This window comes from Brevibacterium sp. LAARM3_SD1 (assembly GCF_057364765.1).
This window is the reverse complement of the sequence record NZ_JBNFOL010000023.1, coordinates 1-13,228: the sequence shown is the minus strand read 5'-3', so window position 1 is coordinate 13,228 and position 13,228 is coordinate 1. Positions and strand designations below refer to the sequence as shown.

Genomic DNA, 13,228 nt, shown 5'->3' with positions numbered 1-13,228 from the left:
GCGCCATCACCTCACCGAGGTGGTGGCGCCATTTCGTTGTCCCCTCACCGAGGCGGCCGGACCATCGTCGTCAGCCGCGACGTTTGAGCCGGCGGATCCTCCACCAGATTCCGTGCCGAACCTTCTCGGCGAGCACACGCGCCTCCTCACCGGCAGTGCGGCTGTTCACGGCATCGAGCTCACGAGCGTTTCTGGCCGCTTCGTCGGACAGCTGGGCGATCCGCTTGTCCCGGTCCGCTGTTTCACAGCGCTGGCGTTCAGCCTCAGCCAGTGCGTCATCACGTTCGACTTCGACGGCCTGCCGTTTCGTCTCCGCTCGTGCCGCGACTTCACTCAGGGCTTGCTCGTGGTCGCGGCGAGCCTGAGCAAGGTCCCGGCCCACTCGAACAAGAGCGCTGGTCTGCTGGGCCGCGACTTCTTCTGCTTCGGCGATGGCCGCGACGTGGAACTCTTCGGCGCGGATGTCCTCCGCAGTGCGCAATCGCGAAGCAGAACCGACCGCCGTAGAATCGACCGTCGCCGACTCGGCAGAGCTCGTCCCAGTTCGAGCGCCCATTCCTGTTCCCGAGCTCGAACCTGCGCGAGTGCCCGAACGACTTCTCGACCGCACCGAGTCTTCGATGCCCGCGAGGTTCTCCGCGGTGACGTCGGCGAATCGCGCACGCGTCTCGGCCAGGTCGGCCTGAAGGTCGGCACCGTGCGAATACGCATCCTCGAGTGCCGCGACCATCCGGGCAGCCAACACATCCGCCGCTTGTGAGCGGTCCCCAGCAGTCCGCGCAGGCCCGGACGGGTTCTCATCACCCACGTCGTCGACTCCAGACGCCTCGTCGACCCCACGCTCCTCGGCGCCCACGCTCATCCCCTCCGTCCCGACGGGCACCACGAACTCCGGATGCCCGATATCGGCAGCGAAATAGCCGAGCTTCGCATGCAGATCGACGGAGATCGGAATCGAACCGACCCCGAACGGAATCATCTGCGCATGCCCGCGCCCGCCGAGCACATACGGCACGGACGCGAAGAACTCGACGCCGGAGAAGAACCCGACATCATGACCGAACAGTCGCACCTCTTCGACTCCGTCCACCTCAGCGACAAGCCGACGGGAGACCTCCGCATCATCGGGATGAAACGGAGTGCTCAGCACCCTCCACCCTTTGCCCACGAGGATCCGAGCGGCACGCACTGTCGCCTCGTGGATGGTTTCGGCGTCGAATCCCGCGGCGGTCTGACGGGGGTGGACGAGCATCTGGATGGCCACGGTCTTCTGCTTCGGGTCCGGTCGCCGACCGGCCAGCGGTTCGTAGAGGTGGTCGAGGATCGTCGTCGGGCACGGCTGGAAGACGATGCGATCCTGCCAGCCCAGCAGCGCTCCCATCGTCGCCATGCTCCCGGAGTTGCGCAGCCCGAAGAACGCCGACTGCTCGAGCACCTGCCCCACATGGGAGCGCATGAGGTCATCGAACCCCGGCTGCCCGGGGAACCTGTTGTCCCCGAGCGCATAGACGATGAGTGGAACCTCGAGGCTGCGAAGAGCCTCGGGTGAGATCTTCCACTGCCACCCGGACAGCCGGTTCGGGTTCGTATCCTGCAGGAACAGTCCCCCACCGCCGATGACGACGGCATCAGCGGTGGCATTGATTCGGGCCACCGCCGCCTCATCGACTTCGCGCCGCAGCGCCGCCGCCGAGGTGAACGTGAAGTTCGGCTCCCCACTGACCGTGTCCGTACCGCCCAGGACCCGGAAAGCGTCCCTGACGACCGGGAACAGTGCCTTGTCGCCGAAGTTGCCCCAGGTCGGGATGTCGAAATGGAAGAGTCGCAGGCTTCTCATCGGCCAAGACTAGAGGCGTCGGACGAACCCCAGATGAACGTCAGCGAACATTTCCGGACACCTGCGCGCAACTTTCTGTTCTCCTCTCACCCCTACGATCGATCGGACGCGCACAGCAACCGAGAAACCGCGGAAGGACCACATGCCCCAACCAGTCGTCAGCGTCGTCATCGCGGCGAAGAACGCCGAGGAGACGATCGGCGGAAGCCTCAAGGGTCTGGTCAACCAGAACTTCGCCGCCAACGAACTCGAGGTCATCGTCGTCAACGACGGTTCGACCGATGACACGGCCGGGGTGATCGCCGACTATTCCGATCGGCTCAATCTCATCGAGATCCACAACGCCGAATCACGTGGGGTCTCCACCGCCCGCAATGCAGCCCTCGAGGCCTCGACCGGTGCGAACATCACCTACCTCGATGCCGACGACTGGTACGCCCCGGGCCACCTGCGCTCACTCACCGACGCCATCACCGGACTCGGCGTCGACTTCGTGAAGACGAACTATCTCATCGTCAACGGCTTCAATCGGAAGCTGCGCCGCGCACCATGCGCGAAACACAACACGGCGCTCAACCCACGGGACCACATCCTGCCCCACGACGCCTCGACGATGGTCGACTTCCCGGAATGCTGGACGGGCATCTACTCCCGGTCCATGGCCGATCGCGGACTGCTCGAATTCAACCCTCTGCTGCGCACCTGCGAGGACCGCCCCTGGACGTGGCGCCACCATCTCGAGGCCGATTCCTTCGCCGTCGTCGACACAGCGGGTCTGTGCTACCGGAAGGGCAGCACCACCTCGTTGACGGCGATCTTCGACGAACGCCAACTCGACTTCATCCCCGCCTTCCGGTCGGTCTTCGCGATGCTCGAGGCGAACCCGGAGTTCCGCCGCTTCGAACAGAAGGCCGTGCGCAACTTCCTCTCCATCCTCTACTTCCAGATCTTCAACCGGGGATCGTCGATGTCGCGGACAGTGCGCGAGCAGCTCAACCTCGGTGCCGTGAATACCTTGAAGAACATCAGCAACGACGTCATCGACCTCGCGCTGACGAACTACGGCGAACGCCGACTGCCCGTGATCGAACCGATCGTCAGGAGGGCCCGCTGATGACGCAGATCATCGAGATCTCCACCCAGTACCAGCTCGCGAACATCTCCGCCCTCATCCGGGCGGGCCGCCTCGGCGAGGCGAATGAGCGTCGCATCCTCGTCGTGGCGAACAATTCCTTCGCCCCCGAGCTCACCCCGGCCGCCGATGCGATGCCCGGGTCGACCGGACTGCTCGCCGATTTCGATGCGGTCGTGGATTGGAATGCCACGATCTGGCCCAACCATCCGAAGGCCTTCGGCATCTCCGGCGAGCGCGCCCCGATCATGGAACGTGCCCTGCGCCGGGAGTGGGACATCGCCGATGACGAGGAGCTCGAGCTCATCGTCGAGTCCCTGCCCAGCCATCCTGCCGGGGCGCTCACGCAGATCTTCTCCACCGCCGATATCAGCGTCCATTCCGACGGGCTGATGAGCTACGGGCCGATCCGCAATCCGCTCACCCTGCCACAGTGGCAGCGCCTGAAGTCGATCTGCTTTACGGATCTGCTGCCCGGCATCACCCCACGTCAGCTCGCCGAACACAACCCGAACCGGGTGGTGCTGCCGACCGCCGATCTCGCCGGAGTCATCGACGAGATGACCACAGAGGTGGCCGATGAGCTGGCGGACGCCCACCTCGATGCGCCGATCGAGGGCAGTGCGCTCGTGCTCGGTCAGTACCTTGCGCAGCTCGACCTCATCACGGCCGAGGAGGAGCTCGATCTGCATCTGCAGATGCTCGATGTGGTCAAGGCCGCGGGTCTGACGACGGTGATCTTCAAACCGCATCCCACCTCGGCGCGGACGACGACCGGTCCGCTGCGTCGGCGCTGCGAGGAGCTCGGCCTCGACTTCGTCCTCGCCGACGTGCCGCTGCTGGCCGAGATCGTCGTCTCCGCCACCCGACCCGAGCTCGTCGTCTCCTGCTTCTCGACGGGCCTGGCGACCGCGAAGGGCCTCTACGGGTGTGAGACCGCGGCCGTCGGGACCACGAAGCTGCTGGCCGCGCTCGCTCCGTACCAGAACAGCAACCGCATCCCGCTGACCATCGTCGATGCCCTCCACTCGGGTCGGTATTCCCTGCCGGGTGACCTCGCCGAGGCGGGGCCGCAGTCCCGTGAGTCTTCCGGGTCGGGGGCGGCGGGTGCCGATGCTCAAGTCGGTGCGACGAAGGATCTCAATCCGCTCATCGATGCCGTCACCTACTGCATGCAGTCGGACTCGGCCTCCTATCTGCGGCAGAACGCGATCGAGTTCCTCGCAGGTGCTGTGGGCGGTCCCGATATGAAGTACTTCAAGCGCAAACGCCTGACCAAGCTCGACCTGCCCGGTCAACAGGAGATCCCCCTGCACAGGAAGACCCTGAGTGCCGCCAAGCAGCGGGTGATCTCGAAGGCGAAGCGCACCCAACACGTGCTCAAGGACTACGGCATCACCATCGATCCATCGAAGCTGAGAAAGAATGGCTGAATTGCTGATGGCTGAGAAGACGAAGGCGAACTCGAAGAAGGCCAAGAAGTCGAGTGACTCGGCCGTCAAGGACGAGGCGGTCAAGACCGGTGCCGGCAAGAGCGGCGCGGGGAAGAAGGGCACCAGGATGGCTTCGGTGGCCTTCGTCGAATCCCCGCTGCAGTTCCTCTCTGCACTCGAATCCCACGAGCCGACGGAGGATCTGCTCATTCGCGCCCGGGCGAGCGCGAAGGGAATGACGTCCTTCCTCGACGCCTTCGACCCGGCCTGGCTGCCGACGAACGTCCGTCTCGAACGTGACGGGGCGAAGCCGGGACTGCTGCGCAAGAACACCTTCGATCGGATCTACCTCGGCGATACCTGTTCGGGTGAGGTCCACAAGGCCTTGTCGCTTGCGTATCTCGAGCGCCGCATGCCCGAGGTCGTCATCCTCGACGACGGTCTGGCCACCTATTCGGCGATCGAGATCCTCGCCGCCAAGCGCGGTCCCCTCGTCCGGCCCCGGCAGAAGCTCAAGGCTTCGCGCACGGTCATGGCCGCACACGTCGCAGACCGGCTTCGCCACCTGGCGACTGTCGGCAAGCTGCGCTGGCACACTGCCCTGCCGGTGGCGAAGCCGCTGCGCAAGGCGTTCCTCAAGTCCGGTGGCGAAATCACCCGCCACCGGTTCGAGCACCTCCAGACCCTGCCCACCGGCGGCAGCCACCCACGGGACAATCCGGTCATCGGTTCGTCCCTGGCCGCCGACGGACTCATCGACGCCTTCGCCTACCGGGCCTGGGTCGACGACATCATCGACACTCACGGATCGATCACGTACTACCCGCATCGGCGTGAAACCGAGGAGTTCCTGGCCGACCTCGGCCGTGATGACCGGGTGCGGATCAAGCACCTCGGCCTGCCGATCGAGCTGCGTCTGATCAACCTGCCGCCGGATTCGACGATCCGCAGCCTGCCGTCGACCGCTGCGGTGTCCCTGGCCGTGCTCAATCCGGACGTGACGATCGACGTCACCGAGATCCCCGCGAAGTGGTGGACCGGTGCTTCACCCGATAGTCTGCGAAAGTCCCTCAACGCCCAGTCGGTCAAGGCAGATGACGATTCCTGAACCAGGCGATCCCCACTACAGCGGGCCGATGCTGCCCCCGTCGCACTCCGACGCGCCACCGCGGCCCTCTCATCTGACGGAGCGCACCCGCGCGGACGGGCCGTCCGCACAGTCGAACTATCCGGACGGCCCGGTGCTGCCGCCTCGGCGATCGGCCGGGCTCGCCCCGATCCGCATCCTCTCGGTCTCCGACAGCGAGTCCTACCTCAAATGGGCGACCCAGCTGCTCTCCAGTCTGCCCGACGTTGAGGGGCGCGTGTTTCTCGTCGACAACCCGATCCTGCCGACCGATGAGCAGATCGACAGTGCCGTCGCCGGCACTGATTGGGAGCACCGCGAGGTCCCCGTCATCGCCCGGTCCGACCTCGCGCAGGTCATCGCCGATCACTCCCCCGATATCGTCCTCGGTGCCGCCACCGGTCCGATCGTCGCCCAGGTCTTCCTCACTGCGCACAGCCGCACCGACCGGCCGGCGTTGGTCTCGGGGCTGCCCGGGATGGGCCTGCCGGCCAGCGGCAAGGGGATGAATTATCGCCGGATGATGGATGCGTTCATCGCCCATTCCTCCGCCGAGGTGACCGCCTACACAGAGGCGAGCACCAAGTCGCAGGTGCCTTGCGAAGTGTTGTTGGCGCGCCTGCCGATGCTGCGTTCGGAGGGCATTCCACAGCTGACGAACTCCGGCACCGAGGCGGTCCCGCGCACCCTCGTCTTCGCTCCGCAGGCGAAGGTCCCGGTCGAACGTACCGGCCGCGAAGCGATCATCGCAGCCCTGGCCGAATTCGCCGAGCGGCACCCGGAGTCGACGGCGATCATCAAGATGCGCTCGCGTCCCGGTGAGTTCGAGACCCATCATGAGCAGCATTCCTACTTCGAGATCCTCGAGGACTTCCGCACCCGAGGAGTCCCCGGTGCCGCACGCATCGAGTTGGGCTTTGGTCCCCTCAGCGATTTCCTCACCGACGGCTCTGCTTTGGTCACCGTGTCGTCGACGGCGGCGCTCGAATCCATCGATCGCGGCATTCCGACTCTGCTCGTCTCGGACTTCGGCTTCGACTCCGAGCTGCTCAATGAGGTCTTCGAAGGATCGGGTGCCACCGGCACATTGACCGATGTCGCTGCCGGAACAATCGGGTTCCCTGACCCGGAATGGCTGGCTGAGAACTACTTCCATCCCGTGGATGGGCAGCTGCGTCGCGACCTCGGGCTGCTGGCCACCCGAGCACGGGCCGGTCAACTGCCCAACCGTCGGTCGGCGATGTTCAAGCAGAAGCGGATGCTGATCCGGGCCGAGCTGCGCACCGTCACCCCAGCACCCGTCATCAGCGCCTACCGCAAGCTCCGCGGCACCGGCTGACGACCACCCCGCTAGACCACATCGCCTCTCAAGTGGGCGAAATGGACACAGAATCCTATGGCAGGTGTGACCATCTACCCCATCTAGCGGCAGTTTTGCGGTTGCAATCAGCCCGAGCGGCGGCGCGACAATCTCAGCCAGCAGTGCATGGGGCCGCGGTTCTCAGCTCCGGTCGTCGGGGACTCGGCTCGATTCCTCCATGGGCACGACCACCTCGGCGTGGGGTGATTCGTCTTTGAAGACCCACGTGCGGTAGGCGTAGAAGCGGAAGATCATCGCCAACCCGATGCCGATGACATTCGTCGACAGGTTGTAGGTGAGCTGGTCGCGCATATCGAGCAGATACCAGGTTACGCCGAGCGGGATGACGGTGATGATCATGCCGGCGAGATTGACAGCGACGAACAGGACGATGCCGCGCATGTTCGAGTTCGTGGTCCGGTCGCCGTAGGTCCAGAGCTTGTTGCCGATCCACACGACGATCATCGACAGAATCGTCGAGACGATCTTCGACTTGATCGGGCTGCCCTCGAGGAGGGCGGGGATCGGACCGACCCCGTAGGCCAGCAGGTTCGACAGGCCGACGTCGACGATATAGCCGAGCCCGCCGACGGTGAGGAACTTGAAGGCTTCCACCGCCAGGCGCCGGAGACGGTCCGAAAATGACTCTTTCATAGCTGGCACCAGTCTATGGCCCTAGGATTCGGACTTGCTGGAAGCCGCGCTCGGGCGGGTGGCCGCGTCCCGATCCGGGCGACGCCACATGGCGATCGCAAGCACGACGGCCATGGTCAGTCCCAGTGCCGGCCAGAACGTGTACCGGAAATGGTGCTCCGGCACGATCGGGAAGTATCCGAATACGTAGCACAGCGCCGAGGCGGCCAAGGTCGTGATCTCGGGCCAGAAGGATCGCTTGCGGACCGGTCCCCCGTGACCGCGCCGATGCGCTCGATAGGCAAGGCCGAGCAGCACCACTGCTGTCAGAGTCCAGAACCAGGGGGCGAACAGCATCGGGAATGTGCCGAGCGCGAAGTCCTCGACATACGGGCGCATGATGTAGTCGGCTTTGGGATCACCCTGCTCGATGCCGACATCCGACGCTTTGCCATTCCACTCAGCAGGCCAGTACTCGACCCCGGAGGTGAAGAAATAATAGGAGAACACAGCTGCCCGGTATTCGGCGTACCGCAGCGGGTGAGTGATGACGTGGTCGAGCCACAGCTGCTTGAGCGCGTCCTGGTGGGCGATCGGGGAGAAATCCTCTCCGCTTTCGCCTTTGCCGTAGCAGTTCCAGTACGAGTCCCAGATCTCGCCCTTCTCCAGGCATTTCTCGCGGGCCGAGCTGATGTGGTCGGTGAGTTCCTTCGGGGCCCCGGACTTCTTGAGTTCGGCGTCGGGGACGGAGAACATCACATCGTCGAGGAAGATCTGTGAGATCTGACCGGTCTTCGTCACTCCCAGCTGCGAGTCGATGACCGCATCGGTGACCTTCACGCCTCCGCCGATGGCCACGAGCACGATCAGCGATGCGGCCGCCGTCAGCAGAATTGGGCGTCCCCGCTTCGCGGAGGCTGCCGGCGGCTCCGAACTCACAAGTGACGCGGAGCCCGTGCACGTGGCTGAGTCTCCAGCTCGTCCGCGACGGTGCCGCCACAGATGCACCAAGCACCATCCGCCGTACACGGCGATCGGCACGACCGCGAACACCGCGTTCTTCCGGACTCCCACCGCGTAGACCAGGAGGACCAGCGCCGGAAGCCACAGCAGCCACGCCTTCGGGACGAAGCGGGTGATCATGACGAGGACGACAGCCAGCAGGATGGCCACGGCCATCTGGGTGTCCTTCCACAGCGTCGTCATCTGGGACACGACCCAGGGCGTGACCATGATGGTCGGTCCCAGGAGCGACACCCACTTAGGCGCCCCGGACCTGTGGACGAGCACACCGATCCCCCACGCGCCGCGGCCAGCAGACCGACCTGCAGCAGGAGCAGGCTTCCCGGGTCTCCGGTGATGTCGATGAGAATTCCCCACACCGCGCTCATCACCGGCGGATGCCAATCGGAGTACGGAATCTCTCCAGTGGCCTGAAGGTACTGGTTGGCGATGTCGACGTTGACCCGGCCCGGCCAGAACAGACGCAGGAAGATCGCCGACCAGATCGCGGTGAGGACCCCGAGCAGCAGATCCCACAGCAGAGGTCGCTTCAGCAGAGCACGCACCTTGACGCCCGTGGATCGAGAGGGCGGAGTCTGCGGCGTCGTGTCCGGCATCGGTGAGTCAGATGGAACCGCATCCGGGCCAGAATTCGTCGGTTGCGGTTCGGTCATGAAGCGAAGCGGGCCCGCACCTGCTGGCTCGGCTTCACCCGTGCCGCATCAACGTAGATCCCCGCTGTCGAAGCAGCGACCTCACCGCCGGGAGCATTCTGCCCCGGGGTCTGCCGTTGGATCACGGGGCGGCCGGTGACGGCGGGCAGGCCGAGATACGCCAGCCGTGAAGTCTCGCGCCGGGCACGGCGCAGTCCGTCCAAGGTCAGTCCGACGCTGCCGAGCAGGAACGCCAGTCCCATGAGCGCGGCGGCGAGGATCGCCGTGGGGAACCTGGGCACGAGTCCGGTCTGCCAGAACTCCCACACGACGGGAATTCCGAACACCAGGGACAGTGCCGCGAGCACAAAGGTGAGGGTGCCGTAGAAAAGCCGCGGGCGCTCGTGCCGAACGAGGGCGGAGATCAGCCTGAGAATGCGGAACCCGTCTTTGAAGGTCGACAGCTTCGACTCGCTTCCGTCGGGTCGGTCACGGAAGTCCACGGCCACCTCGGTGGTGGGAAGACGCAGGGACATCGTGTGCACGGTCAGCTCGGTCTCGATCTCGAACCGCCGGCTGATCGCGGGGAACGACTTGACGAAGCGGCGGGAGAACACGCGGTAGCCGGAGAGCATGTCGGAGACCTGCGAACCGAAGAGCCACCCGGTCAGCCGGTTGAACATCTTGTTCCCGGCTTCGTGGCCGGGCCGGTACGACGTCGTCTCCTGATTGTCCTGCCGCACCCCGAGCACATGGTCGTACGGGCCGGAGATGAGGGTATCGATCATCTCGGGCAGGTGAGCGGCCTCGTAGGTGTCGTCGCCGTCGATCATCACGTAGATGTCGGCATCGATATCGGCGAAGGCCCGACGCACGACGTTGCCCTTGCCCGGCACATTCTCCTTGCGCACGATGGCCCCGGCCTCCGCGGCGCACTGCGCGGTCCTGTCGCTCGAGCAGTTGTCATAGACGTAGACCGTGATTCCCGGCACTGCGGCCTTGAGGTCGCCGACGACCTTCGCGACGGTGATCTCCTCGTTGTGGCAAGGAACGATCGCTGCGATCCTCGTCGTCTGCTCGTGCATTCACCGGTCCCCTCGTGGAGCTCAGCCGCTTGCCCGATACTCCGGACAGGCGGACCTGTCGATCATTCACAGGTACGCCCCGGACATGGACATGGGGTTACGTCGGAGGAAAATGCTGCTGGATTCTGCCCCGACTTCGACCGCCGTTCACCGTCTCGTCATCTCGGCCGTCGAGGAGGTCAGACGGGCCTGCGCAGTGAGTCCTTCGTCACGATGGGCCGCCAATGCGTCCTTTTATGACATCCCGTGACGGCGCCGAGGCGCTTCCTTGTCATCCTGAATCGTCGGCCCTACTGGACCGTAGACCGACCCATCCCCATTTTTCTGCCGTCCACCACCGTGCGCGGCATTCGTCAACCACACGAGGAGGCGTCTGTGATCGAACTGCGCGCACTGCGGAAGGTGTTCGGAGAGACCGTCGCCCTGGAGGAGATCGACCTCTCGGTCCCGGCCGGAGAGATCCACGGCATCGTCGGCCGCTCCGGCGCCGGCAAGTCCACGCTCATCCGTTGCCTGACCGGACTCGAGTCCCCCACCTCCGGGACGGTGTCGATCAACGGAGTCGACCTCACGAACCAGTCCGGTTCCGGACTGCGCGAGGCCCGCCGCAGCATCGGCATGGTCTTCCAGCACGTCAACCTCCTCGACTCGAGCACGGCGCTGAAGAACGTCGCCCACCCGCTCAAGATCGCCGGTGCGCCTAAGGCCGAACGTCTGGCCAAGGCCCGTGAGCTCCTCGAGTTCGTCGGCCTCGGCGACCGCGTCGACAACTACCCCTCCCAGCTCTCGGGCGGGCAGAAGCAGCGCGTCGGCATCGCCCGCGCCCTGGCCGCCGAACCGAAGGTGCTGCTGTGCGATGAGCCCACCTCGGCGCTGGATTCGACGACGACGGATCAGATCCTCGGTCTCATCCGCTCGCTGCGCGACCGCCTGGGCATCACCGTCCTCATCATCACGCACGAGATGTCCGTCATCCGCGAGATCTGCGACTCCGTGACGCTGCTCGCCGACGGCCGTGTGGCCAAGACCGGGAAACTCGCCGAGGTCATCGCCGAACCCGGATCGGTCCTGGCCAAGGATCTCGTCCCTCTGCCGCCGGTCAGCATCGATGACGGGGCGAGCCGCCTCGTCGAGGTGTCCCTGGCGGGAACGGACCTGCCCACCGTGCTCACCGCCGCGCGGAATGCCGGAGCGAGCGCCGAGGCGATCCTCGCCGGAGCCGTGGAGACGATCGAAGGCCGTCAGGTCGGTCGACTGCGGTTCTCCGTTGACACGGCCGAACAGGCGAAAGAGCTGATCAGCACCCTGAAAGCAGATGGAATCTATGCGGAGGAGGCTGCCTGATGAACGATCCCACATGGTTCGACAACCCGGCGATCACCGATCAGATGTGGCCGGCCACCATCGAGACTCTGCTCATGACGGCCTGGTCGACCGGACTTGCCGTCCTCTTCGGACTGCCCTTGGGCATCTGGCTGTTCACCGCATCGAGAGGCGGGCTGAACTCGAACCCGGTCGTCTACCGGGTGCTGTCCTTCATCGTCGACATCACGCGCTCGATCCCTTTCATCATCCTCATCATCGCCCTCATCCCCTTCGCCCGATTCGTCGTCGGTTCGGCGCTGGGCTGGCAGGCGACCGTGGTGTCGCTGACGATCGGCGCGATCCCCTTCTATGCCCGTCTGGTCGAGAACTCGCTGCGCGAGGTCTCCGAGGGCAAGATCGAAGCCGCCCTGATGATGGGAGCCTCGAACGGGCAGGTCATCCGCCAGGTCTACGTCCCCGAAGCGCTGCCCGGTCTCATCGGAGCCGCCACGGTCACCTCGGTGACGTTGGTGTCCTACACCGCGATGGCCGGTGCCGTGGGCGGCGGAGGTCTGGGTGCTCTGGCGATCTCCTACGGCTATCAGCGCTACCAGGCGGACACGATGATTGCCTGCATCATCGTCCTCGTCCTCATCGTCACGATCATCCAGTTCATCGGCGATCGGCTGGCCCGCGCGGTCGACCACCGCTGAGCCGCCTCGGCGACTCCCACCTCAACTGCACTCTTCACCACACAACACACATCTCAAGGAGAACCATGAAGACCAAGCTCATTGCGATCGCGACCAGCGCGACTCTGCTGCTCTCGGGCTGCGGACTCGTCGGCGGCGGCACCGATTCCGTCGGTGAGAAGGACGGCGACATCACGAAGCTCACCGTGGGTGCGACCCCGGTGCCGCAGGGCGACATCCTGCGCTACGTGGATGAGAACCTCGCCGAGGATGCAGGCCTCGACATCGAGGTCACCGAGTACACCGACTACACCCTGCCGAACAAGGCGCTCAACGATGGCGACATGACGCGAACTACTTCCAGCACAAGCCGTACCTCGATTCCGAGGTCGAGGGCCAGGGTTACGAGATCACCGGGTTCAAGCCCATCAACCTCGAGCCCTTCGCGCTGTTCTCGAAGGACATCAAGGACGTGGGCGACATCCCGAAGAACGCGAAGATCGGCATCAACAACGATCCGTCGAACCAGGGTCGTGCGCTGAAGATGCTCGAAGACGCGAAGCTCATCACCCTCAAGGACGGCGTGGACGCGGTCGACGCGAAGCTCTCCGACGTCGAGGACAACCCGAAGAACGTGAAGTTCGTCGAGGCTGACGCCGCGCAGCTGGCTCGCACCCTCGAGGACGTCGATGCTTCGGTGATCAACGGCAACAACGCCCTGGAGGCCGGACTGAACCCGGCCAAGGACGGCATCCTGCTCGAGAAGGCCGAGGACAACCCGTACGGCAACTTCCTCGCCGTGCGCACGGAGAACAAGGACGACGAGAACATCAAGAAGCTCGACGAGCTGCTCCACTCCCCCGAGGTGAAGAAGTTCATCGAGAAGAAGTGGGCCGACGGCTCCGTCCTCCCGAGCTTCTGACCACTAATTGCTACCTGACGGCGGCCCAGATACCTCGCGCGAGGTTAT

At 64.9% G+C, this 13,228-nt stretch carries 11 protein-coding genes and 1 pseudogene; 7 read left to right on the top strand and 5 right to left on the bottom strand.

Annotated features, from left to right (window positions below; all coding sequences use genetic code 11):
- Nucleotides 1-70: 70 nt before the first annotated feature.
- Entirely contained in the window at nt 71-1,837 is a 1,767-nt protein-coding gene (locus AC2W7L_RS12850) for a polysaccharide pyruvyl transferase family protein (RefSeq protein WP_486004777.1), read from the bottom strand.
- 142 nt (nt 1,838-1,979) lie between these two features.
- Here AC2W7L_RS12850 and AC2W7L_RS12845 point away from each other — a divergent pair, with 142 nt between their 5' ends.
- Genes AC2W7L_RS12845 through AC2W7L_RS12830 form a run of 4 tightly spaced genes read left to right on the top strand, consistent with a single transcriptional unit; the run spans nt 1,980 to nt 6,867 of the window.
- Nucleotides 1,980-2,951, top strand: coding sequence for a glycosyltransferase family 2 protein (locus tag AC2W7L_RS12845; protein ID WP_486004776.1), 972 nt, complete (start codon nt 1,980-1,982; stop codon nt 2,949-2,951).
- Entirely contained in the window at nt 2,951-4,402 is a 1,452-nt protein-coding gene (locus tag AC2W7L_RS12840; protein WP_486004775.1) for a polysialyltransferase family glycosyltransferase, read from the top strand. Before AC2W7L_RS12845 ends, AC2W7L_RS12840 begins: the two co-directional genes overlap by 1 nt.
- Nucleotides 4,395-5,510: a polysialyltransferase family glycosyltransferase gene (locus AC2W7L_RS12835; protein ID WP_486004774.1), complete on the top strand. Its 1,116-nt coding sequence runs from the start codon at nt 4,395-4,397 to the stop codon at nt 5,508-5,510. The genes AC2W7L_RS12840 and AC2W7L_RS12835 overlap by 8 nt, the downstream gene beginning before the upstream one ends.
- A 28-nt stretch (nt 5,511-5,538) precedes the next feature.
- Nucleotides 5,539-6,867 (top strand): DUF6716 putative glycosyltransferase, encoded by a 1,329-nt coding sequence (locus tag AC2W7L_RS12830; RefSeq protein ID WP_486004773.1) that lies wholly within the window; start codon nt 5,539-5,541, stop codon nt 6,865-6,867.
- A 162-nt stretch (nt 6,868-7,029) separates the two neighbouring features.
- Here the strand turns inward: AC2W7L_RS12830 and AC2W7L_RS12825 are convergent, their stop codons facing one another.
- From AC2W7L_RS12825 to AC2W7L_RS12810, 4 genes are read right to left on the bottom strand one after another with little or no spacing between them, the layout of a single operon-like run.
- Complete coding sequence (locus AC2W7L_RS12825) at nt 7,030-7,542, bottom strand: GtrA family protein (protein ID WP_486004772.1); 513 nt, start codon at nt 7,540-7,542, stop codon at nt 7,030-7,032.
- Between the two features lie 21 nt (nt 7,543-7,563).
- Nucleotides 7,564-8,754 (bottom strand): hypothetical protein, encoded by a 1,191-nt coding sequence (locus tag AC2W7L_RS12820; protein ID WP_486004771.1) that lies wholly within the window; start codon nt 8,752-8,754, stop codon nt 7,564-7,566.
- A complete protein-coding gene (locus AC2W7L_RS12815) occupies nt 8,724-9,140 on the bottom strand; it encodes a hypothetical protein (protein WP_486004770.1) in 417 nt (138 codons plus the stop codon). The genes AC2W7L_RS12820 and AC2W7L_RS12815 overlap by 31 nt, the downstream gene beginning before the upstream one ends.
- Before the next feature lie 53 nt (nt 9,141-9,193).
- A complete protein-coding gene (locus tag AC2W7L_RS12810; RefSeq protein ID WP_486004769.1) occupies nt 9,194-10,261 on the bottom strand; it encodes a glycosyltransferase in 1,068 nt (355 codons plus the stop codon).
- A 375-nt stretch (nt 10,262-10,636) separates the two neighbouring features.
- Here AC2W7L_RS12810 and AC2W7L_RS12805 point away from each other — a divergent pair, with 375 nt between their 5' ends.
- From AC2W7L_RS12805 to AC2W7L_RS12795, 3 genes and pseudogenes are all read left to right on the top strand, one after another.
- Nucleotides 10,637-11,605 (top strand): methionine ABC transporter ATP-binding protein, encoded by a 969-nt coding sequence (locus AC2W7L_RS12805; protein WP_486004768.1) that lies wholly within the window; start codon nt 10,637-10,639, stop codon nt 11,603-11,605.
- Nucleotides 11,605-12,279, top strand: a complete 675-nt coding sequence (locus AC2W7L_RS12800; protein WP_167198467.1) for a methionine ABC transporter permease — start codon at nt 11,605-11,607, stop codon at nt 12,277-12,279. The genes AC2W7L_RS12805 and AC2W7L_RS12800 overlap by 1 nt, the downstream gene beginning before the upstream one ends.
- Before the next feature lie 65 nt (nt 12,280-12,344).
- Nucleotides 12,345-13,180: pseudogene (locus tag AC2W7L_RS12795) on the top strand (MetQ/NlpA family ABC transporter substrate-binding protein).
- Nucleotides 13,181-13,228 lie beyond the last annotated feature (48 nt).

Bases quoted from the DNA above. Each gene is read 5' to 3' on its own strand.
- AC2W7L_RS12850 (WP_486004777.1), bottom strand. From the start codon at position 1,837: ATGAGAAGCCTGCGACTCTTCCATTTCGACATCCCGACCTGGGGCAAC.
- AC2W7L_RS12845 (WP_486004776.1), top strand. From the start codon at position 1,980: ATGCCCCAACCAGTCGTCAGCGTCGTCATCGCGGCGAAGAACGCCGAG.
- AC2W7L_RS12840 (WP_486004775.1), top strand. From the start codon at position 2,951: ATGACGCAGATCATCGAGATCTCCACCCAGTACCAGCTCGCGAACATC.
- AC2W7L_RS12835 (WP_486004774.1), top strand. From the start codon at position 4,395: ATGGCTGAATTGCTGATGGCTGAGAAGACGAAGGCGAACTCGAAGAAG.
- AC2W7L_RS12830 (WP_486004773.1), top strand. From the start codon at position 5,539: ATGCTGCCCCCGTCGCACTCCGACGCGCCACCGCGGCCCTCTCATCTG.
- AC2W7L_RS12825 (WP_486004772.1), bottom strand. From the start codon at position 7,542: ATGAAAGAGTCATTTTCGGACCGTCTCCGGCGCCTGGCGGTGGAAGCC.
- AC2W7L_RS12820 (WP_486004771.1), bottom strand. From the start codon at position 8,754: ATGGTCACGCCCTGGGTCGTGTCCCAGATGACGACGCTGTGGAAGGAC.
- AC2W7L_RS12815 (WP_486004770.1), bottom strand. From the start codon at position 9,140: ATGCCGGACACGACGCCGCAGACTCCGCCCTCTCGATCCACGGGCGTC.
- AC2W7L_RS12810 (WP_486004769.1), bottom strand. From the start codon at position 10,261: ATGCACGAGCAGACGACGAGGATCGCAGCGATCGTTCCTTGCCACAAC.
- AC2W7L_RS12800 (WP_167198467.1), top strand. From the start codon at position 11,605: ATGAACGATCCCACATGGTTCGACAACCCGGCGATCACCGATCAGATG.